The 20835-nt window shown below is 62.5% G+C and carries 21 protein-coding genes and 1 riboswitch; of the genes, 6 read left to right on the forward strand and 15 right to left on the reverse strand.

Annotated elements, in window-relative coordinates; translation table 11 throughout:
- Positions 1–36: 36 nt before the first annotated feature.
- Genes AC19YX_RS25115 through cobO form a run of 6 tightly spaced genes read right to left on the reverse strand, consistent with a single transcriptional unit; the run spans position 37 to position 5993 of the window.
- Positions 37–1488, reverse strand: a complete 1452-nt coding sequence (locus AC19YX_RS25115; RefSeq protein WP_500607264.1) for a cobyric acid synthase — start codon at positions 1486–1488, stop codon at positions 37–39.
- The gene (gene cobD / locus AC19YX_RS25120) at positions 1485–2477 is read right to left on the reverse strand and encodes a threonine-phosphate decarboxylase CobD (protein WP_500607265.1); all 993 of its coding nucleotides are present in this window, start codon (positions 2475–2477) and stop codon (positions 1485–1487) included. Before cobD ends, AC19YX_RS25115 begins: the two co-directional genes overlap by 4 nt.
- Entirely contained in the window at positions 2470–3378 is a 909-nt protein-coding gene (gene cbiB / locus AC19YX_RS25125; protein WP_500607266.1) for an adenosylcobinamide-phosphate synthase CbiB, read from the reverse strand. Before cbiB ends, cobD begins: the two co-directional genes overlap by 8 nt.
- Positions 3375–4025, reverse strand: coding sequence for a 5,6-dimethylbenzimidazole synthase (gene bluB / locus AC19YX_RS25130; RefSeq protein ID WP_078470799.1), 651 nt, complete (start codon positions 4023–4025; stop codon positions 3375–3377). The genes cbiB and bluB overlap by 4 nt, the downstream gene beginning before the upstream one ends.
- Complete coding sequence (locus tag AC19YX_RS25135) at positions 4022–5371, reverse strand: cobyrinic acid a,c-diamide synthase CobB (protein ID WP_078470800.1); 1350 nt, start codon at positions 5369–5371, stop codon at positions 4022–4024. The genes bluB and AC19YX_RS25135 overlap by 4 nt, the downstream gene beginning before the upstream one ends.
- A 10-nt stretch (positions 5372–5381) precedes the next feature.
- Complete coding sequence (cobO, locus tag AC19YX_RS25140; protein WP_020295604.1) at positions 5382–5993, reverse strand: cob(I)yrinic acid a,c-diamide adenosyltransferase; 612 nt, start codon at positions 5991–5993, stop codon at positions 5382–5384.
- Positions 5994–6073: 80 nt separating this feature from the next.
- A riboswitch (cobalamin riboswitch) is annotated at positions 6074–6307 on the reverse strand.
- A 168-nt stretch (positions 6308–6475) separates the two neighbouring features.
- Here cobO and AC19YX_RS25145 point away from each other — a divergent pair.
- Both AC19YX_RS25145 and AC19YX_RS25150 read left to right on the forward strand, forming a co-directional pair.
- Positions 6476–7057 (forward strand): hypothetical protein, encoded by a 582-nt coding sequence (locus tag AC19YX_RS25145; protein WP_500607267.1) that lies wholly within the window; start codon positions 6476–6478, stop codon positions 7055–7057.
- Positions 7058–7130: 73 nt separating this feature from the next.
- Positions 7131–8450, forward strand: coding sequence for a PQQ-dependent sugar dehydrogenase (locus AC19YX_RS25150; protein WP_500607268.1), 1320 nt, complete (start codon positions 7131–7133; stop codon positions 8448–8450).
- A 2-nt stretch (positions 8451–8452) separates the two neighbouring features.
- Here the strand turns inward: AC19YX_RS25150 and AC19YX_RS25155 are convergent, their stop codons facing one another.
- The 6 genes from AC19YX_RS25155 to AC19YX_RS25180 all read right to left on the reverse strand — a co-directional run bounded on the left by AC19YX_RS25155 (position 8453) and on the right by AC19YX_RS25180 (position 13746).
- A complete protein-coding gene (locus tag AC19YX_RS25155; RefSeq protein WP_500607269.1) occupies positions 8453–9115 on the reverse strand; it encodes a class I SAM-dependent methyltransferase in 663 nt (220 codons plus the stop codon).
- Between the two features lie 24 nt (positions 9116–9139).
- Complete coding sequence (locus AC19YX_RS25160; protein ID WP_020295608.1) at positions 9140–9673, reverse strand: C40 family peptidase; 534 nt, start codon at positions 9671–9673, stop codon at positions 9140–9142.
- 165 nt (positions 9674–9838) lie between these two features.
- Complete coding sequence (locus tag AC19YX_RS25165) at positions 9839–10459, reverse strand: C40 family peptidase (RefSeq protein ID WP_043228701.1); 621 nt, start codon at positions 10457–10459, stop codon at positions 9839–9841.
- A 213-nt stretch (positions 10460–10672) separates the two neighbouring features.
- Positions 10673–11377, reverse strand: coding sequence for a DnaA regulatory inactivator Hda (gene hda / locus AC19YX_RS25170; RefSeq protein WP_078470804.1), 705 nt, complete (start codon positions 11375–11377; stop codon positions 10673–10675).
- A 228-nt stretch (positions 11378–11605) separates the two neighbouring features.
- Positions 11606–12679: an AI-2E family transporter gene (locus tag AC19YX_RS25175; RefSeq protein ID WP_078470805.1), complete on the reverse strand. Its 1074-nt coding sequence runs from the start codon at positions 12677–12679 to the stop codon at positions 11606–11608.
- 35 nt (positions 12680–12714) lie between these two features.
- Complete coding sequence (locus AC19YX_RS25180; protein WP_500607270.1) at positions 12715–13746, reverse strand: DUF2066 domain-containing protein; 1032 nt, start codon at positions 13744–13746, stop codon at positions 12715–12717.
- Between the two features lie 385 nt (positions 13747–14131).
- Here AC19YX_RS25180 and purM point away from each other — a divergent pair, with 385 nt between their 5' ends.
- From purM to AC19YX_RS25200, 4 genes are all read left to right on the forward strand, one after another.
- Positions 14132–15190 (forward strand): phosphoribosylformylglycinamidine cyclo-ligase, encoded by a 1059-nt coding sequence (purM, locus tag AC19YX_RS25185; RefSeq protein WP_020295613.1) that lies wholly within the window; start codon positions 14132–14134, stop codon positions 15188–15190.
- Positions 15190–15840: a phosphoribosylglycinamide formyltransferase gene (gene purN, locus AC19YX_RS25190; protein WP_020295614.1), complete on the forward strand. Its 651-nt coding sequence runs from the start codon at positions 15190–15192 to the stop codon at positions 15838–15840. The genes purM and purN overlap by 1 nt, the downstream gene beginning before the upstream one ends.
- Before the next feature lie 8 nt (positions 15841–15848).
- A complete protein-coding gene (locus AC19YX_RS25195; RefSeq protein WP_020295615.1) occupies positions 15849–16562 on the forward strand; it encodes a DUF3108 domain-containing protein in 714 nt (237 codons plus the stop codon).
- 288 nt (positions 16563–16850) lie between these two features.
- A complete protein-coding gene (locus tag AC19YX_RS25200) occupies positions 16851–17039 on the forward strand; it encodes a hypothetical protein (protein WP_020295616.1) in 189 nt (62 codons plus the stop codon).
- A gap of 56 nt (positions 17040–17095) precedes the next feature.
- On the opposite strand, the gene AC19YX_RS25205 is transcribed toward AC19YX_RS25200, so the two are convergent.
- The 3 genes from AC19YX_RS25205 to relA all read right to left on the reverse strand — a co-directional run bounded on the left by AC19YX_RS25205 (position 17096) and on the right by relA (position 20800).
- Positions 17096–17635 (reverse strand): DUF2058 domain-containing protein, encoded by a 540-nt coding sequence (locus AC19YX_RS25205; RefSeq protein ID WP_020295617.1) that lies wholly within the window; start codon positions 17633–17635, stop codon positions 17096–17098.
- A gap of 26 nt (positions 17636–17661) precedes the next feature.
- A complete protein-coding gene (mazG, locus tag AC19YX_RS25210; protein ID WP_500607271.1) occupies positions 17662–18495 on the reverse strand; it encodes a nucleoside triphosphate pyrophosphohydrolase in 834 nt (277 codons plus the stop codon).
- A gap of 61 nt (positions 18496–18556) precedes the next feature.
- Positions 18557–20800 carry a GTP diphosphokinase gene (gene relA / locus AC19YX_RS25215; RefSeq protein WP_078470809.1) on the reverse strand — a complete coding sequence of 748 codons (2244 nt, stop codon included), beginning with the start codon at positions 20798–20800 and terminating at the stop codon, positions 18557–18559.
- Positions 20801–20835 lie beyond the last annotated feature (35 nt).

Raw genomic sequence — 20835 nt, forward strand, 5'->3', positions numbered from 1 at the left:
ACACCTTAGAGGTTGAAGGGCGAACCGGATCGCCAGTTAAAGCCCACAGAGTTCACGCAGGTAGGCGGTGTCCAGGTGTTGCTCCACCAGGTCGGCCAGGCGCTCGATATCGCGCTCACGCAGGGCGTGGTAATCGACTTCCTGCACATCCGCCAGGCCCGCCCAGCGCAACAGCGCCGTACAAGCCGCCGGGGCCTCGAACAGGCCGTGCAGGTAGCTGCCGAGAATCTGCCCATCGGCGCTGCAGGCGCCATCGCTGCGGCCGTCGTCCAGCAGCACCGCCGCCCGCTCCAGGGCCGGCCCGGTGGTGACTCCGGCATGGATTTCATAGCCACTGACGGCGGCGTTCTCCAGGGTCAGACGACCACGCACATTGCGCAGTTGCTTGTGCGCCTCAAGCTCGGTAGCGAACGCCAGCAAACCCAGGCCCGGGCTTGAACCCGGCGGTCCTTCGAGCCCCAGCGGGTCATGGACCTGCTCGCCGAGCATCTGCAAGCCACCGCAAATGCCCAGCAGCTTGCCGCCGTAACGCAGGTGCCGGGCGATGGCCTCCTCCCAACCATTGGCCCGCAGGTAGGCCAGGTCGCTGCGCACGCTTTTCGAGCCGGGGAGGATGATCAGGTCGGCCGCCGGAATCGCCTGGCCCGGCCCGACGAACTGCAGATCGACCTGGGGGTGCAGGCGCAGGGGATCGAAATCGGTGTGATTGCTGATCCGCGGCAACACCGGCACCACCACCTTCAATACGTGTTCGGCCTTGACGGCCTGGCGCTGGTCGATGCCGTCCTCGGCCTCCAGGTGCAGGTCCATCACATACGGCAGGACCCCGACCACCGGTTTGCCGGTGCGCGCCTCGAGCCAGTCCAGGCCCGGTTGCAGCAAGGCGATATCGCCGCGAAAACGATTGATGATGAAACCTTTGACCCGTGCCTGCTCAGTGGCCGACAGCAGCTCCAGAGTGCCCACCAGATGGGCGAAGACCCCGCCGCGGTTGATGTCGGCAATCAACAGCACCGGACAGTCCACCGCTTCGGCAAACCCCATATTGGCGATGTCGCCGGCCCGCAGATTGATCTCCGCCGGCGACCCGGCGCCCTCCACCATCACCACCGGATAAGCCGCGCTCAGCCGTTGGTGGGACGCCAGCACCGCCTGCATGGCGATGGCCTTGTAATCGTGATAGGCCACCGCATTCATGCTGGTGACGGCACGCCCATGAATGATGACCTGGGCCCCTGTATCGCTGTTGGGCTTGAGCAGCACCGGGTTCATGTCAGTGTGCGGTTCGAGGTTGGCAGCCTGGGCCTGGACCGCCTGGGCCCGACCGATTTCGCCGCCATCGGCGGTGACCGCGCTGTTGAGCGCCATGTTCTGCGGCTTGAACGGCACCACGCTGACACCCTGGCGGATCAGCCAGCGGCACAGGGCGGTGACCAGGGTACTTTTACCGGCATCCGATGTGGTGCCTTGCACCATCAGGGTGGTCATGGGGTGTCCTTGGAATAGGCCTGCAGCGCTTGCTCCAGGCGCGACCAGTCGGCTTCATCGGCCGGCAGGCCAAAACGCAGGCTGCTGTTGTGCACGAACAGCCGCAGGAGGATGCCGCGCCGCGCCATGAACTCGTAGAGGTTCTCGGCATCGGCCACGATCAACCATTGAAACAGCGCGCAGCCGCCCTGCGGCTTGAGGCCGTGGTGCTCAAGAATGGCCGCCAGGCGCAGGCTGGCCGCGTCGCAGCGCAAACGCTGGCGGGCATGCCCCGGGGCATCCTGCAGGCAGGCCTGGCCCACCACCCGGGTCGGGCCGCTCACTGCCCACGGGCCCACCTGCTCGGCCAGCAGTTTGAGCAGCTTGCGTTCAGCCAGGACAAAACCCAGGCGCACACCGGCCAGGCCGAAGAACTTGCCAAACGAACGCAGCACAATCAGCCCCACCTGATGCGCGTGGGACGCCAGGCTCAGTTGCGGGGTGGTGTCCATGAAGGCTTCATCCACCACCAACCAGCCACCGCGCTGGGCCAGGCGCCCATGCCAGTCGAGCAGGCGCTCCGGAGTCAGGCTCAGGCCGGTGGGGTTGTTCGGGTTGACCACCACCAGCACATCGAGGCTGTCGAGGAAGAAGTCGACCTCCTGCTCCAGCACCTCGCGCACGATATAGCCACTGCGGCGCCAGGCCTCGGCGTGTTCGGCGTAACAGGGCGACAACACCCCGACCTTGCCGGCGCGGCGCAAACGCGGCAGCAACTGGATCGCCGCCTGCGACCCGGCGACCGGCAATACCTCGCAGGCGCCGTAGTAGTCACACGCCGCGCGCTCCAGGCCGTCATCGGTTTCCGGCAGGCGTGCCCAGGCGCGCTCGGGGATCTCCGGAATCGGAAATGGCCAGGGGGCCAGGCCACTGGACAGGTCCAGCCAGGCGTTCTCCGCGATGCCGTATTGCGCCGCGGCCTTGCGCAGCCGTCCGCCGTGCTCAAGCATAAAACTCAGCCCCCACACACAGGATCAATAGCCATAACCACACCCCGCGCTGCACCAATTGCCAGCCGCGATCGATGGACGCGGCATCCGCCGGCACGCCCTCACCCAACAGCGGGCGCTGGTGCAGCTCACCGTGATAGATCGCCGCGCCGCCCAGTTCCACCCCCAGGGCTCCGGCGCCTGCCGCCATGACCGGGCCGGCGTTCGGGCTGTCCCAGGTCGGACCCTGGCGCCGCCAGCACTTGAGCGCCAGGCGGGTCTTGCCCAGCAGCGCGTAGGTCAGAGCCACCAGCCGCGCCGGAATGTAATTGAGCACATCGTCGATTTTTGCCGCCGCCCAACCGAAGCGTTCGAAGCGTTCATTACGATAGCCCCACATCGCGTCCAGGGTGTTGCTCAGGCGATAGAGCACCACCCCCGGCGCGCCTGCCACGGCAAACCAGAACAACGCCGCGAACACCGCATCGCTGCCGTTCTCCAGCACCGATTCGGTGGCGGCGCGAGCGACGGCGGTGGCGTCCAGCTCGCTGGTCTCACGACTGACCAGGTAGCCGACCCGCTGCCGCGCCTGCTCCAGGTTATCGCTGCGCAGCGCCTGAGCCACCGGCTCGACATGCTCACCCAGGCTGCGCAGGCCCAGGGCGCAATACAACGCCAGAATCTCCACCAGCCAGCCGATATAAGGCAGCCATGAGAGCGCCGTGGCCAACAGGGTCAGCGGCAGCACCGCCAGTACCCAGGCCGTCACCCCATGGCTGCGCCAGCCGCGTCCGGCAGAATTGAAACGTTGCTCGATGCGATCGGCAAAACGGCCGAACGCCACCAGCGGATGCCAGCGCTTGGGCTCGCCCAGCAGCGCATCCAGCGCAACCCCGGCGACACTCAGCAACGCCACACTCATTGACTCACTCCCCAGAAATTTTCATACAGCAATTCACTCAGCGGACGCGGTTGCGCCCAGCCTTCCAGCGCCAGCATCGGCGCCGGGTAAAACTCGGTGACCGGCCCCAGACACAGCACCGCCAGCGGTTTGGCCCCTGGCGGCAATCCCAGCAAATCAGCCAGGGCCTGGGGTTCGAACAGCGACACCCAGCCCATGCCCAGGCCCTCGGCCCGCGCCGCCAGCCACAGGTTCTGGATCGCGCAGGACAGCGAGGCCATGTCCATTTCCGGCAGCGTACGGCGGCCGAAGATGTGCCGCTCACGCCCATCCATCAAGGCCGCCACCAGCACCTCGGCACAATCGTTGATGCCTTCGACCTTGAGTTTCATGAACTCATCGGAGCGCTCGCCCAGGGCCTCGGCCGTGCGCACCCGCTCTTCTTCCACCAACTGCTGGATCTTGCCGCGCAGCTCAGGGTTGCTGATGCGGATAAAACGCCACGGCTGCATCAAGCCGACACTGGGCGCCTGGTGCGCGGCCTCGAGCAGACGCTGCAACAGCACCGGCTCGACGCTGCCACCGGCGAAGTGGCGCATATCACGCCGCTCGGCAATGGCCCGATAGACCGCGGCCCGTTCGGCAGCCGAAAAAGCATTGTCGGTCATGAAGGTTCAGCTACCGCTGGTGCCGGCTTGCCGACAGTCGCCAGCGACGGCTCCGGGGCGAACAGCGCCGCCACCGCCACCGGGTTGGACGGGAAATAGAAGTGCACATACGAGGCGGTCATCCGCCCATCGCGATACACCGCTTCGGCACCGCGCCCGCCATTGGGGCTCACGCCACGGGCAATCGGCGTCAGTTCGGTACTGGTCAGCGAATGGTGGTAGGTGTGGCCGCGCAAGGTTCCTTCCGGCAACTGCACATCTTGCAGGGCCAGGGCCGCCAGGCGCTTTTGCATCACCGCATCACCGGGCAGCAGCCCCAGCAGACGGGCACTGTGCCCCTCGACATCGGTCAGGGAATCCAGCAGGTAGAGCATGCCGCCACATTCGGCGAGCAAGGGTTTGCCGGCGCCGTGGTGGGCGCGGATCGCTGCGAGCATCGCACTGTTTTCGGCCAGGGCCTGGTGATGCAGTTCCGGGTAGCCACCGGGCAGGTACAGGCTGTCGGCAGGTGGCAGCTCGCGGTCGTGAATCGGCGAAAAGAACGACAACTCGGCGCCCATGGCCCGCAGCAGGTCCAGGCTCGCGCCATAGGTGAAGGCAAAGGCCTCGTCCCGGGCCACGGCGATGCGCACCCCGGCCAGCAACGGCTCGGCGCTCACTACCTCGGGGGCGGCGAAGGTGACCGCTGGTGGCAGCGCCACTTCGCAACTGCCGGCCAGGGCCTGCGCCGCCGCGTCCAGGCGCAGGTCGAGGTCGTTGAGTTCGCTGGCCTGCACCAGCCCCAGGTGGCGGCTCGGCAGTTCGATGCCGGTCTCCCGAGACAAGGCGCCATACCAGCGCAAGCCTTCGGTCAGGCTGCCTTCGAGCAACTGGGCGTGGCGCAGGGTGCCGACCCGATTGGCCAGCACGCCGGCGAATGGCAAGTCCGGCTGGTAGCGTGCCAGCCCCAGAGCCAGGGCGCCGAAGGTCTGGGCCATGGCCGTGCCGTCGATCACCGCCAGCACCGGCACGCCGAAATGCCGCGCCAGGTCGGCGCTGGACGGCGTGCCGTCGAACAGGCCCATGACCCCTTCGATCAGAATCAGATCCGCCTCGGCGGCGGCCTCCCACAACAGGCGCCGGCTCTCTTGCTCGCCGACCATCCACATATCCAGCTGATACACCGGCGCGCCGCTGGCACGTTCGAGGATCATCGGGTCGAGAAAGTCCGGGCCGCACTTGAACACCCTGACCTTGCGCCCCTGGTTGCGGTGCAAGCGCGCCAGGGCGGCGGTCACGGTGGTCTTGCCCTGGCCGGAAGCCGGGGCGGCGATCAATACCGCCGGGCAATGACGAGCATCACTCATGCTCGGGCACTCACAGTTCCACCCCTTTCTGCGCCTTGATCCCGGCCTGGAACGCATGTTTGACCACGCCCATTTCGGTGACGGTGTCCGCCAGTTCGATCATTTCCGGCTTGGCGCCGCGACCGGTGACCACCACGTGCTGCATGGGTGGACGGGCCTGCAGGTCGCTGAGCACCTGGTCCAGGTCGAGGTAACCGTGCTTGAGGGCGATATTCAGCTCATCGAGCACCACCAGGCCGATGGCCGGGTCGCGCAGTAACTGACGGGACACTTCCCAGGCAGCCTCGGCGGCGGCGATATCGCGCTGGCGATCCTGGGTCTCCCAGGTGAAGCCCTCGCCCATCACATGAAAACGCACCTGTTCCGGGAAGCGCCGGAAAAACAATTCTTCCCCGGTGCTGTTGCGACCCTTGATGAATTGCACCACGCCGCATTGCATGCCGTGGCCCATGGAGCGAGCGAGCATGCCAAAGGCCGAGCTGCTCTTGCCTTTGCCATTGCCGGTCAACACCAGCAGCAGCCCGCACTCGTTCGGCGAGTTGGCGATGCGTTCATCGATCACGGCTTTTTTGCGCAACATGCGCGCCAGATGGCGCTCGTCACGATCGGGGGATTGGGTCATGGGGCAGCTCTCCGTTGGGGCTGGATAACGGGGGGCAGGAATAGAAATAGACGGCGCAAGCCTGGCATCGCCCACCGTGATGCCGTTGGATGGATCAGGCCGGTCTCCGGGCTTGTGAGCAGCACTAATGCCGAACCGCGCGCCTTCCCATGTCGGTTCGACACAGTGGCACCAAACGCAGTCTTGACTCACTTACCGTTGCGGGGGCAGCGCCGGAATCGTCGCCCGTTCCTGTTCGGAACACGCACTCACCGGCTTCCCTGTTTCACCCTGTCGACCCATGGCCACAGAGCACCTGAAACAAGTCGCGAAGGTTAGAGGGTTGGGGGTGGAGCGTCAATTAAAGCCGGCCCTGCGTGAGCGCGAAGAACTGCACCAGATCAATAAAATGACGCCAATCTTGTGCCACACTGCAAGCAGTGATATCAAATAGCCACAATTCGGCTACCCAAATCTATCTGACAAAAACAAGGGTGAGTTCAATGCAAGGCATGATCATCAGCAATCCGAAACTGGAGTTTCTGCGCCCGATGCTGGAGCGCTGGTTTGATTGCATTGACCGCTACAACGAGGTACGCGGCGACAACGAATGCCCGTACTGGTTTGATGAGCAGGCCAACCTCGGCCTGCTGTCGGCCGCCGCCTGGATGGCAGAAATGGTCACCTTGCAGCACAGCCCGAGCAAAAAGCAGCTCGAAGAAGGCAATCGCAATGGCCGCGCCGACCTATACGTGGCCACCCGGGAGGAACGCGCCTTCCTCCAGGTCAGCCAGCGCTGGCCACGGGTCAACAACCTGCAACTGACCCAGGCCCTGCAGGACGCCAGCAGTGATGCCAGAAGCATCGCCTACCCCAATGAGCTGCGGCTGGGCTGTCTGTTTATCGCCCCGCTCAAGGCCCAGCACAGCGCCACACCGGAAGAACTCCAGGACATGCTCGACGACTTGCAGAAGGAACACACCTGCGCCGTTGCCTGGTACTTCCCCTACGCCTACCGCAAGTTGCACAACGACAGCGGCAACTACCACCCCGGGGTCGCCGTGCTGTTCAAAGAGGCCCGCTGATCAGGTTGAACCATCGGCTGGCTATGCTCCTCTATGAATACAACGACTCCAGTGCATTCACAGGGACATCGGCATGCTCATCAAGCCCCAATTCGCTCTTCTGATCGCCGTCGCCGCGGGCCTTGCAGCCTGCGGCGAAACCTCCACCCTGCAAGTGTCGGACGGCACCGGCCCGTCACCGCAATTGCCGGAGCCAAATAAAACCCTGATCCCTACGGTGAATATCGCGCCGGCCATCGGCTGGCCCGAGGGCGCTACGCCCATCGCCGCGCCAGGCACCCAGGTCGCGGCCTTCGCCGAAAAGCTCGATCATCCACGCTGGCTCTATGTGCTGCCCAATGGCGACGTGCTGGTGGCCGAGACCAACGCCCCGCCCAAGCCCGATGACAGTAAAGGCATCCGTGGCTGGGTCATGGAGAAGGTCATGGGTCGGGCCGGTGCCGGCGTGCCGAGCGCCAACCGCATCACCTTGCTGCGCGATCAGGACCACGACGGGGTGGCGGAAACCCGCACCGTATTCCTCGAGAACCTGAACTCGCCGTTCGGCATGACCCTGGTCGGCAACGATCTATATGTGGCCGATACCGATCAGTTGCTGCGCTTCCCCTATAAAGACGGTGAAACCTCCATCAGCGCGCCGCCGACCAAAGTCGTCGACCTGCCGGGCGGCACCCTCAACCACCACTGGACCAAGAACGTGATTGCCAGCAAGGACGGCAGCAAGCTTTACGTCACGGTCGGCTCCAACAGCAACGTCGGCGAAAACGGCCTGGACCAGGAGCAGGGACGGGCAGCGATATGGGAGGTGGATCGCGCTACGGGCAACCACCGGATCTTCGCCTCGGGCCTGCGCAACCCAAACGGCCTGGCCTGGGAACCACACAGCGGAAAACTCTGGACCGCGGTCAATGAGCGCGATGAAATCGGCAGCGACCTGGTGCCGGACTACATCACCTCTGTCAAGGACGGCGCCTTCTACGGCTGGCCATTCAGCTACTACGGGCAGCACGTGGACGTGCGGGTCTCGCCACAGAATCTCGACCTGGTGGCCAAAGCCATCGCGCCGGATTATGCAGTCGGGCCGCACACCGCCTCACTGGGCCTGACCTTTGCCGAAGGCAGCAAGTTGCCGGCCTTCACCCAGGGCGCGTTTATCGGCCAGCACGGCTCATGGAACCGCAAGCCCCACAGTGGCTACAAAGTGATTTTCGTCCCTTTCAGCGACGGCAGGCCTCAGGGACAACCGGTGGATGTACTCACGGGCTTTCTCAGCGACGACGAAAAAGCCATGGGCCGCCCGGTCGGCGTAGTGATCGATCAGCAGGGCAGCCTGCTGGTGGCCGACGATGTCGGCAACAAGATCTGGCGCGTATCACCCGCCAAGGCGCAATAACCTCAGCGCTTGCGGCACAAGGTCAGACCGTCCCCCAGGGGTAACAGCGACAGATCGACACGCGGGTCATCCTTCAAGGCGCGATTGAGCGCCTGGATGGCCCGGGTGTCGGCGCTGTCTGCCTCGACCTGCAGCACCCTGCCGCTCCACAAGGTGTTATCAAATACCGCCAGCCCGCCCACTCGCAGCAGGCTCAGCGCACTTTCCAGGTAAGCCGGATAATTGGCCTTGTCGGCATCGATAAAGATCAGATCAAAACTGCCCTGATGCCCCGCCCCTTGGAGTTGCACGAGGGTTTCCAGGGCCGGCGCCAGCCGCAGCTCGATGCGTCCCGCCAAGCCGGCTTCCTGCCAGTAGCGGATCGCGGTGGCGTTGTAATCACCCGGGATATCGCAACAGATCAGTGACCCATCATCCGGCAGCGCCGCCGCCATGCATAACGCGCTATAGCCAGTGAAGGTGCCAACCTCCAGCAGACGGCGTGCGCCCATGAGGCGCACCAATAACGCCAGGAACTGACCCTGCTCTGGCGCCACCTGCCAGCGCGCCATGGGCAGGGCTTGGGTTTCTTCGCGCAAACGGCGCAGCAGGGGCGTCTCGCGCAAGGAGACGTCCAGCAGATAGTGGTAGAGGGCGTCGTCGAGATTGAGGCTACGGGCAGTCATCAACACCTCGACGCAGGCGGGAAACTAAGGGTTGTGGGCCAACTGCCCGGGTTGCAGGACGCGCTTGGCGCTGAGGTAGGCCTTTTGCCAATAGGCCTTGGACAGGCTGTCCAGCTTGACCGTACCGCCGGTGGCCGGGGCATGGACGAAACGCCCCTCACCGACATAGATCCCGGCATGACTGACCTGGGAACCGCCATTGGTGGCGAAAAAGATCAGGTCACCGGTTTGCAGCGAATCCTTGCTGATATCCGGGGCGCGCATGCCGATCATCTCGCGGGTCGAGCGCGGCAGGGAAATGCCCGCGGCGTCGCGATAGACGTAGCCGATCAGGCCACTGCAATCGAAACCGGCATCCGGGGTATTGCCACCCCAGCGATACGGCGTACCCACCAGGCCCAAGGCACGAAACAGCACATCTTCGGCAGCAGGGGAAAAGGTCTGAGTGGTATTGAAGACAGGGGCGCGTACTACCGGCGCAGGCGGTGGAGTACGGCTGGCGCAGGCGCTGAGCAGCGCTGCGAGAACAATGAGGGTGAGGCGGGCCGACGTCGACATAAGCAGAACAACCCTGATCCGGATGCGGCTTTCTCTGCCGTGAGGCTGAAAACAAAACCGCGTAAGCAAGGCTTACGCGGTTAGTCATCAACAATAGATCAGGATTCTAGCGGCTACGCGCCAAACTTCAAGTAAGACTTTAAGTTCGCCTTACAAAAAGTACGCTTACTTGCGAGCAGTGACCGTGGTCGGCGCCATGGCGAGTGCACGCTTGGCTTCGATAAAGGTTTTGCTCCAGTAGCGATCGCCCAGGCTATCGACTCGAACACCACCGCTGCGGCGGCTGCTGGAGTGGATGAACTGGTCATCGCCCAGGTAGATCCCGGCATGGCTGACACGGCCACGACCATTGGTGCTGAAGAACAGCAGATCACCAGGCTTGAGGTTGTTGCGAGCGACCAGAGGGGCATTCACGTTGATCATTTCGCGGGTGGAGCGGGGCAGGTTCATGCCGGCCTCTTCACGAAACAGATAACCGATAAAACCGCTGCAATCGAAACCGGCTTCAGAGGTGCCGCCGAAACGGTAACGGGTACCGATCAGGGACATGCCGCGTTCAAGGATGCTATCGGCCAGAACAGGCAGCTGATAAGGCTTGCTATCAGCGAACTCGGCCAGTTCTTTTTCGGTGGCCAGCTCTTCCTGGTAAACAACGGAAGACTGAGCCTTAACAGAGTGTTGAACCTGCTGCACTTGTTGCTGCTGGGTCACTGGAGAGTGAGCGGCGCAACCAAACAACAGGGTGACGAGTGCGAGAGGCACGAGGGGTGCGAAGCGATTTAGCATGGGCACGACCGTGGCTGAAGTTGTAAAGAAGCCGAGACTATGCCCTCTATCGTCCTCATTTGCAAATTCAATCGATCCAAATGTGACTTATGGGTTTCTCCTTTACATCTAAGGCCTTAAGCCCAATTTAAAAGCTGCGCGCGTCCTGAAGCGTTTCAGGAAGCGATTTTTTTGGCGCCTGGAATATGCCAAAACCCGCTGCAGGCCGCAGTTTTACCAGCCCAGGGTTTCTTTGAGGAAGGGGATTGTGAGCTTGCGCTGGGCCTGCAAAGAGGCCTGATCGAGACGCTCAAGCAGCTCGAACAACGCGCTCATGCTGCGGGTGCCGCGGGTCAAAATAAAATGCCCGACTTCGTCGGTCAGGTGCAGTCCGCGACGGGAAGCGCGCAACTGCAAGGCACGCAATTTGTCCTCATCGGACAAGGGCCGCATCTGAAAAATCAGCGCCAGGGTCAGGCGCGACTTCAAGTCCGCCAGCTTGACCGGCAACTCCCGAGGCGAGGTCGAGGCGGCGATCAGCAACCGCCGACCACTGTCACGCAAGCGATTGAACAGGTGGAACAGCGCCTCTTCCCAATCCGCCTTGCCTGCAACCGCCTGCAGGTCATCCAGGCACACCAGTTCGTATTGCTCAAGGTTGTCGAGGATTTCGATACCGCGATCGAGCAGCTCCGCCAATGGCAGGTAGACCGCCGGCTCACCCATTTGCTCGAAACGCAGGCAGGCCGCCTGCAGCAGATGGGTACGCCCTACCCCATCCTTGCCCCACAGGTAGATCAGACTTTCGGTCCAGCCGGCGTCGGCTTCGCAAAGCCGCTCGACATAGCCGAGTGCAGCGGCATTGGCGCCTGGGTAGTAATTGATGAAGGTGGCGTCATCACGCAGACGCACACCTAGGGGCAGCTGAATCGGTTTCATGCTGACTGAACAGTTCGAAATGAACCGTTAGTGGCCTCTGTGTAAAGTTTGCAAAGTTTATACCCGTGACGCCGGCCGCACAATGCAGCAGACCACAAGCAAAATCAAAGGTTTGCGTTAACCGGAGGGAATCAGGGGCGCGGCTTTGACGGCAAATGTGACAGCCAGAACAAGCGCCAGGGCGACCCCGATCCTGCCGGGGCCGCTCTGGCGCTGTCCCATGAGCGGCTACAAATCCGGGTCTTCGACACCACTGTAGATGTCAGAGTCCTTGTACAAGTCGTGCATATGGCGCACCAGCACCATGATCACCGCCGCCACCGGTAAGGCCAGCAGCACCCCGGTAAAGCCGAACAGTTCGCCGCCCGCCAGGATCGCGAAGATTACCGCCACCGGATGCAGGCCAATGCGATCACCCACCAGCAGCGGCGTCAGGACCATGCCCTCAAGCGCCTGGCCGACCATAAACACCGCGACGATGCCGATCATGGGATACAGGTCGCCGCCGAACTGGAACAACCCGGCAATCAACGCCGCACCAATACCGATGACGAACCCCATATAAGGCACGATGGCCGCCAGGCCGGCGATCAGGCCGATCAACAGCCCCAGCTCCAGCCCTACCAGCATCAGGCCGGCAGCGTAGATCACCCCCAGCGCCAGCATCACCAACAACTGTCCGCGGACAAACGCCCCCAGCACCTCATGGCACTCGCCGGCCAGGGCCACCACGCGCTCTTCGCGATCGCGGGGCAGCAGGCTGCGGATCTTGGCCATCATCAGGTCCCAGTCACGCAACAGATAGAAGCTGACAACCGGGATCAGGACCAGGTTGGCCAGCCAGCCGATCAGCGCCAGGCTCGACGCAGTCGCCTGGCTCAGTACCACGCTGACAATGTCGGTGGTCTGCCCCATATGCTCGCTGATCGCGGCCTTGACCTTGTCGAACTTCCAGAAGCCATCGGCCAGCCCGAGCTTGGACTGCACCCACGGCATGGCCGTGTGCTGCAACCAATCGAGCATCTGCGGCGCCAGCTCGTACAGGCGGAACAGTTGCTTGGCCAGCATCGGCACCAGGATCAGCAACAGCGCCATGACGATCAGCGTAAACAGCGCGAACACCGCCACCACGCCCCAGGTGCGCGAAAGGCCATGTTTTTCCAGGCGATCCACCAGCGGGTCGAACAGATACGCCAGCAGCAGGGCCACCAGGAACGGCGTCAGGATCGGATGCAACAGGTACACAAACGCACACAACAGGGCCAACCCGCCCAACCAGACCCAACGACGCGAATCGGCCATGAACCACTCCATCTTCTATATAAGGAAAGAACTGCTTACCAACGAAAGCGCAACTGCGGAGTCGGTGACGCCACAGCGCCTTCGACCGCCGGCTGAGCCGGGGCCGGGGCCTCGCCAGGCGCTACCTCCGCCAGCTTGGCCAGGGACAACTGCGCCCGCACCTGCTCCGGGCTGCCATTGACCCGGTACACCACGCGATCACCCTCGACGCTCTGCAACTGCGCACCAAAAGGCTCCAACAAATGCTCCAGCGCCGCGTAGCGTTCCAGGTTCATGCCCTGCACTTCGAGCAACTGTTCGCTGGCCGTTCCCGGCTTGCTGACAAAACGCGGCGCCAGACGCTGGCTGACCGCCAGCAACACGGCATCGGCCAGCGCCGCGGTATCGGCCCCCTGGACGCTGCCCTGCTCTTTTTGATCCCCGAGCCACAGGCGCCATTTGGCCTGCCACTGACCGCCCTCTTCCCGGGCATGCACGGCCAGCAAGGCATCGGCCCCATAACGTTCGGATGCCGCGCGTAACGGCGCCGGGTCCACCCCCTCCAGGTTCGGAGCAGTGGCCACCAGTTGCTCTTCCAGGTCGCCCAGCGGCAGACGCAGTGGCAAACCGCGATGCTGCGCCGCGCGCCGCAGCGGCAAGGCGCTGGCCTGGCCATCCCCCACCAGGCTCGAGCCCTCGACCGAGTCGCTCAACCACCAGCCAAGGATGGAGGGGCGATTAGTGCCCCACAACGACAAACCCGCCTGGCGCAGCGCGCGATCAGTGCTCACCGGGTCGAAATCGACCTGCAGGCTCTCCGGCGGCCCGGCGTCATAACCGTATTGGCTGATGATCTGCTGCGGGTCCTTGCGCACCGCCGCCAGCCCGGGGCCCTGGGCCGCCTTGGCGTCACCGGTCAAGCGCAATACCAGGGTCTCCAGCGCACGCTGGGTGGCCTGCTCACGCTCTTCCGGAGTTTGGCTGCTGACCGGTTCGCGAACTTGATAAAGGCCATTGAGGGTTTCGGCATGACTCGCCAGGCTGACCAACGACAAACAGCCCACAAAAAGAAATTTACACAGACGCATGGAAGATTCCCGACGACAAAAAACGGTTGAAACAGAACCTGTGAAGCAGATCGCGCAAGGCTGTGACCACTGACTCCGGCAAAACATTCACAGGTCCCGGGTAAGTTTTCGTACTGCCATAACGATAGCCGCTTAGAGGCTATACCTTATACAGCCATGTACACGGCCACCAACATGCGCCGTAATGGTTTTTTTAACGCGATATACCCCTGCCCGTCGGCCCGAGGATGGCCGCTGCCTCTCAAGCCTGATAAAATCGCGCGCCTTCGCAGACCGGCTATAGCTGGGCACCCTGAAATACTCCGACGGCAAACCCGCTCGCAGTGTCTTGGCGGTCTCACTGGACTCGGTCGATACCCCTGAATCCCCCCTAAAGGCCTGGATCATGAGCAAGCAACCCTCCCTGAGCTACAAGGACGCCGGTGTAGACATCGACGCCGGTGAAGCATTGGTCGAACGCATCAAGAGCGTCGCCAAGCGCACTGCGCGCCCGGAAGTCATGGGCGGCCTGGGCGGTTTCGGCGCCCTCTGCGAAATCCCGGCCGGCTACAAACAGCCTGTGCTGGTCTCCGGCACCGACGGCGTGGGCACCAAATTGCGCCTGGCGCTGAACCTGAACAAGCACGACAGCATCGGCATCGACCTGGTAGCCATGTGCGTCAACGACCTGGTGGTCTGTGGCGCCGAGCCGCTGTTTTTCCTCGACTACTACGCCACCGGCAAGCTCAACGTTGAAACCGCCACCCAAGTGGTCACCGGTATCGGCGCTGGCTGCGAACTGTCCGGCTGCTCCCTGGTCGGCGGCGAAACCGCTGAAATGCCTGGCATGTACGAAGGCGAAGACTATGACCTGGCCGGCTTCTGCGTCGGCGTCGTGGAAAAATCCGAAATCATCGACGGCTCGAAAGTCGCTGCCGGCGACGCCCTGCTGGCCCTGCCATCGTCCGGCCCGCACTCCAACGGCTACTCGCTGATCCGCAAGATCATCGAAGTGTCGGGTGCCGACATCGAAAACATCCAGCTCGACGGCAAACCGCTGACCGACCTGCTGATGGCTCCGACCCGCATCTACGTCAAACCGCTGCTCAAGCTGATCAAGGACACCGGCGCAGTCAAGGCCATGGCCCACATCACTGGCGGCGGCCTGCTGGACAACATTCCGCGCGTCCTGCCAAAAGGCGCCCAGGCGATTGTCGACGTGGCCAGCTGGCAGCGTCCTGCGGTATTCGACTGGCTGCAAGAGAAAGGCAACGTCAATGAAACCGAAATGCACCGCGTGCTGAACTGCGGCGTGGGCATGGTCATCTGCGTGGCTCAAGAGCACGTTGAAACCGCGCTGAACGTACTGCGTGAAGCCGGCGAGCAGCCTTGGGTCATCGGCCAGATCGCCACCGCCCCTGAAGGCGCGGCTCAGGTTGAACTGAAGAACCTTAAGGCGCACTGATGCCTGCAACCTGTGATGTCGTGGTGCTGCTCTCCGGCACCGGCAGTAACTTGCAGGCCCTGATCGACAGCACGCGCACCGGCGACAGCCCGGTGCGCATCGCTGCGGTGATCTCCAACCGCGCCGACGCCTACGGCCTGCAACGCGCCAAGGATGCGGGGATCGCGACCCGCGCCCTGGATCACAAGGCCTTCGAAGGCCGCGAAGCCTTCGATGCCGCGCTGATCGAACTGATCGACGCCTTCCACCCCAAACTGGTGGTACTGGCCGGCTTCATGCGCATTCTCAGCGCGGACTTCGTGCGCCACTACCAGGGCCGCCTGCTCAATATCCATCCCTCGCTGCTACCCAAATACAAAGGGTTACATACTCACCAGCGCGCGCTGGAGGCCGCAGACACTGAGCACGGCTGCAGCGTGCACTTTGTCACCGAGGAACTCGATGGCGGACCTCTGGTCGTACAGGCAGTGATCCCGGTAGAGTTGGACGACTCGCCGCACAGCCTGGCGCAGCGAGTACATGCCCAGGAACACCAGATCTACCCGCTGGCCGTGCGCTGGTTTGCCGAAGGTCGGCTGACGCTCGGCGAACAGGGTGCTTTACTGGATGGTCAGCTACTTGCCGCCAGCGGCTATTTGATTCGAACCTAGGAGATTTTATGCGTCGTGCCCTGCTCTTCGCTTGCGCTCTGCTCGCCCTGCCCGTTGTGCAGGCGGCTGACCTTCAACCTTTCTCCGCCAGCTATACCGCCGACTGGAAACAGCTTCCAATGAGCGGTACCGCTGAACGCAGCCTTGAAAAAACCAGCAATGGCGCCTGGAAGCTGAGCTTCAAGGCCTCCATGATGATTGCCAGTCTCACCGAAGAAAGCACCCTGACTCTGGACAAGGACACCTTGCTGCCTCAGTCCTACCACTTCGAACGTGGCGGCCTGGGCAAAGCCAAAAAAGCTGACCTGGACTTCGACTGGACCGCCAAGATGGTCACCGGCACCGACCGTGGCGATCCGGTGAAGCTGTCGCTCAATCGCGGCATGGTCGACAAGTCCACCTATCAACTGGCCCTGCAGCACGATGTAGCCGCCGGCAAGAAGAGCATGAGCTACCAGGTCGTCGACGGTGGCGAAGTCGACACCTATGACTTCCGTGTCCTGGGTGCCGAGAAGGTCGATACCAAGGCCGGCCAGATCGAAGCGATCAAGGTCGAGCGCGTGCGTGATCCGACGCAAAGCAAGCGCACCACGGTGATGTGGTTCGCCAAGGACTGGGACTACCTGCTGGTCCGCTTGCAACAGGTTGAAACCGACGGCAAGGAGTACAACATCATGCTCCTCAACGGCACCGTCAACGGCAAGGCTGTCAAAGGCAGCTGATCCGGCTTCACCCGATAAAAAGCCTCGCTCATGCGGGGCTTTTTTTCGCCTGCCTTTCCGAAGATCTGCCTTCGACAGGCCTAACCCGCAAGCCGGCGAAGATGAAACTTTTGTCATAAAACTCAGCGGCCTGCGGCGAAATGTCACGGTTTCCGCGGCCTGCAGGACTTTTGCCGATTCTGCAAATATCTGTTGCAGCTCAAGAGCGTTTACTTAGCAAGCTAACAAAATATATAACGAAGGCCTGCACACGCCTTGCTGCAGATCAACAGAGATTGGAGCTAGCAGATGACTGTAAAAGTAACTGAACGCGACGATTCACATATGTCCCATGAAGGCGTAGCCGCAGGTATACGGATCTGGGACGTGCATCAACAAGACATGCTGGTGGGGATGTTTCATTCCGAAACCGACGCCCACAGCTATAAAGCTGAACTTGAAAAGCAAGAGCAGGGCCGAACGACTCAGGCCTCCTGACCGACTTGAAAAACGACAAACCCCGCCATGAGCGGGGCTTGTCGTTTACTGCGGCCTTACCACATCAGATCGTCAGGGATCTGGTAGGCGGCGTACGGATCATCCTCATCCGGCGCCTCGGTCGGCGTATTGAGCTGGACGATGCGCTGCGGATCGCGTTCCTGGATCTTCAGCGCCGCCTCACGAGGGATCACCTCGTAGCCGCCGCCGTGGTGCACGATGGCCAACGAACCACTGCTCAACTTGTTGCGCATCAGCGCGTTCACCGACAAGCGCTTGACCTTCTTGTCGTCGACGAAGTTGTAGTAGTCCTCGGTGGTCAGCTTGGGCAGGCGTGACACCTCGATCAACTGCTTGACCTGAGCCGCACGGGCCTTCTGCTCGGCCTTCTCCTGCTGCTGACGGTTCAGCTCCTGGTCACGCTTGACCTTTTCGGCCATCGCTTCCTGAGCCGCACGTTGCTGCGAATCGTCCAGTTCAATCTGGCCTTTATGGGCCAGGCGTTGCTGCTTCTGCTTGTCTTTGCCGACCTGTTTGGCCTGCTTTTGGTTGACCAGCCCTGCTTTGAGCAACTGGTCGCGAAGGGAAAGGCTCATGGTGCTTACTCACTTAGGCAACAGCCTCAGCCACAGCTGGGCAAATTCTTTTCCTGACGTTTGGCTTCGCCCCACAAGGCGTCCAACTCTTCGAGGGTGCAATCTTCCATGGGACGGTGGGTCTCGCGCAATGCCTGCTCGATAAATCGGAAGCGTCGCTCGAACTTGGCATTGGCCCCGCGCAAGGCGGTTTCGGGGTCGACCTTCAGATGCCGGGCCAGGTTGACCGCGGCAAATAGCAGGTCGCCGATTTCATCGGTGATCGCCGCCGGGTCGTTGTCGACCATGGCTTCGAGCACCTCATCGAGCTCTTCACGGACCTTGTCCACCACCGGCAGCGCGTCCGGCCAATCGAACCCAACCTGGGCTGCGCGTTTTTGCAACTTGGCGGAGCGCGACAACGCCGGCAGGACTGCCGGTACATCATCGAGCAGGGACAACTGCAACGGGGTCGCCGACTGCTCGGCGCGCTCCTGGGCCTTGATCTCTTCCCAGCGGCGTTTGACCTGCTCTTCATCGAGCCGTGGCGTGTCCAGCGGTGCGTACAGGTCACCGGTAGGGAATACGTGGGGATGACGCCGGATCAACTTGCGGGTGATGCTGTCGACCACCCCGTCGAATTCAAAACGACCCTCCTCCCGCGCCAGCTGGCTGTAATACACCACCTGGAACAACAGGTCGCCCAATTCACCCTGCAAGTGATCGAAGTCGCCGCGCTCGATGGCGTCGGCCACTTCATAGGCTTCTTCGAGGGTATGCGGGACGATGCTGGCGTAGGTCTGCTTGATATCCCAGGGGCAACCGTATTGCGGGTCACGCAGCCGGGCCATCAGGTGCAACAAATCTTCAAGGCTGTACATCAATTCATCCATTTCACACAGGCCATGGCCGCCGCCGGTCGAAACCGGCGGCGACGACAGGTCATGGGGTCCGGTTGCGGCGGGTTTCGATGATGTTCGGCAACTGGGAAATCCGCCCCAGCAACCGCCCCAGCGCGTCCAACCCCGGGATCTCGATGGTCAGGGACATCAACGCCGTGTTGTCCTCTTTGTTCGAGCGGGTGTTGACCGCCAGCACGTTGATCCGCTCGTTGAGCAGCACCTGGGAAACATCGCGCAGCAAACCGGAGCGGTCGTAGGCGCGGATGATGATGTCGACCGGGTAGGTCAACACCGGTACCGGGCCCCAGCTGACCTGGATGATCCGCTCCGGCTCGCGCCCGGACAGTTGCAGCACCGAGGCGCAATCCTGGCGGTGAATGCTCACCCCCCGGCCCTGGGTGATGTAACCGACGATCGCATCCCCGGGCAGCGGCTGGCAGCAGCCGGCCATCTGGGTCATCAGGTTGCCCACGCCCTGGATCTGGATATCGCCGCGCTTGCCCGGCTTGTAGCCAGTGGCCTTGCGTGGAATCAGCTCCAGTTGCTCGTTGCCGCGCTCCGGCTCCACCAGCTGCTGGGCCAGGTTGACCAGTTGCGCCAGGCGCAGGTCGCCAGCCCCGAGAGCAGCAAACATGTCCTCGGCGATTTTCATGTTGGCCTTTTCGGCCAGCTTGTCGAAATCCACCTGGGGCAGGTCGAGGCGATTGAGCTCACGCTCGAGCAAGGTCTTGCCGGCGGCGACGTTCTGATCGCGAGCCTGCAACTTGAACCAGTGCACGATCTTCGCCCGCGCCCGGGACGTGGTCACGTAGCCCAGGTTCGGGTTCAGCCAGTCGCGGCTCGGCGTACCGTGCTTGCTGGTGATGATCTCCACCTGCTCGCCGGTCTGCAGGCTGTAGTTGAGCGGAACGATACGCCCGTTGATCTTCGCACCGCGGCAGTTATGGCCGATTTCGGTGTGCACCCGGTAGGCGAAGTCCAGTGGCGTCGCGCCTTTGGGCAGGTCGATGGCGTGACCGTCCGGGGTGAAGATGTACACCCGGTCCGGCTCGATATCGACCCGCAGCTGCTCGGCCAGGCCGCCGATATCACCCAGTTCTTCATGCCATTCGAGCACCTGGCGCAGCCAGGAAATCTTCTCTTCGTAATGGTTCGAGCCGGATTTGACGTCAGTGCCCTTGTAGCGCCAGTGGGCGCAGACGCCCAGTTCCGCCTCCTCATGCATCGAGTGGGTGCGGATCTGCACTTCCAGCACCTTGCCCTCGGGCCCGATCACTGCGGTGTGCAGGGAGCGGTAGCCGTTTTCCTTGGGGTTGGCGATGTAGTCGTCGAACTCTTTGGGAATGTGCCGCCACAGGGTGTGGACGATCCCCAGCGCGGTGTAGCAGTCGCGCATTTCCGGGACCAGCACCCGCACCGCACGCACGTCGTAGATCTGGCTGAACTCCAGACCCTTGCGCTGCATTTTCCGCCAGATCGAATAGATGTGCTTGGCCCGGCCGCTGATGTCGGCATCGACGCCGGTGGCCTGCAACTCAATCTGCAACTGATTCATCACATCAGAGATAAACCGCTCGCGATCCAGGCGCCGCTCGTGGAGCAGGGTCGCGATCTGCTTGTATTGCTCGGGCTCCAGGTAACGGAACGACAGGTCTTCGAGCTCCCACTTGATATGGCCAATACCGAGTCGGTGAGCCAGGGGGGCGTAGATATCGAAGACTTCGCGGGCAACCCGGTTGCGTTTTTCATCGTCGGCGGTTTTTACCGCACGAATCGCGCAGGTGCGTTCGGCCAGCTTGATCAGGGCCACGCGCACGTCGTCGACCATGGCCACCAGCATCTTGCGCAGGTTCTCGACCTGCGCCTGGGTGCCCAGCACCAGGGACTGGCGCGGGCTCAGGCTGGCGCTGATCGCCGCCATGCGCAGCACGCCGTCAATCAGCTTGGCCACGACCGTGCCGAAGCGCTGGCTGACCGCAGGCAACTGGATCTGGCCTTCGCGGACGCCACGATAAAGTATCGCCGCCACCAGCGAATCCTGGTCCAGCTTGAGGTCGGCGAGGATCTCGGCGATCTCAAGGCCGGTGCGAAAACTCGAGGTGCCTTCGGCCCACAGGTTCTTCGCCGCATTGTGTTGTTGCTCGGCCTCGCGAGCGTACTCGCAGGCTTCTTTCAAGGCTTCACGGTCAAGTGCCAGATCGACGCTGACCGCATGATCGAGCCATGCCTCGAGATTGATACTGCCGTCGGTGTTGATCGGCTGGTGCGCTCTCACCTGTACCATCTTGCTTTACCTTCCCTACGACGCACATTCAATGC

The sequence above is a fragment of the Pseudomonas sp. MF09150 genome, from assembly GCF_059862355.1.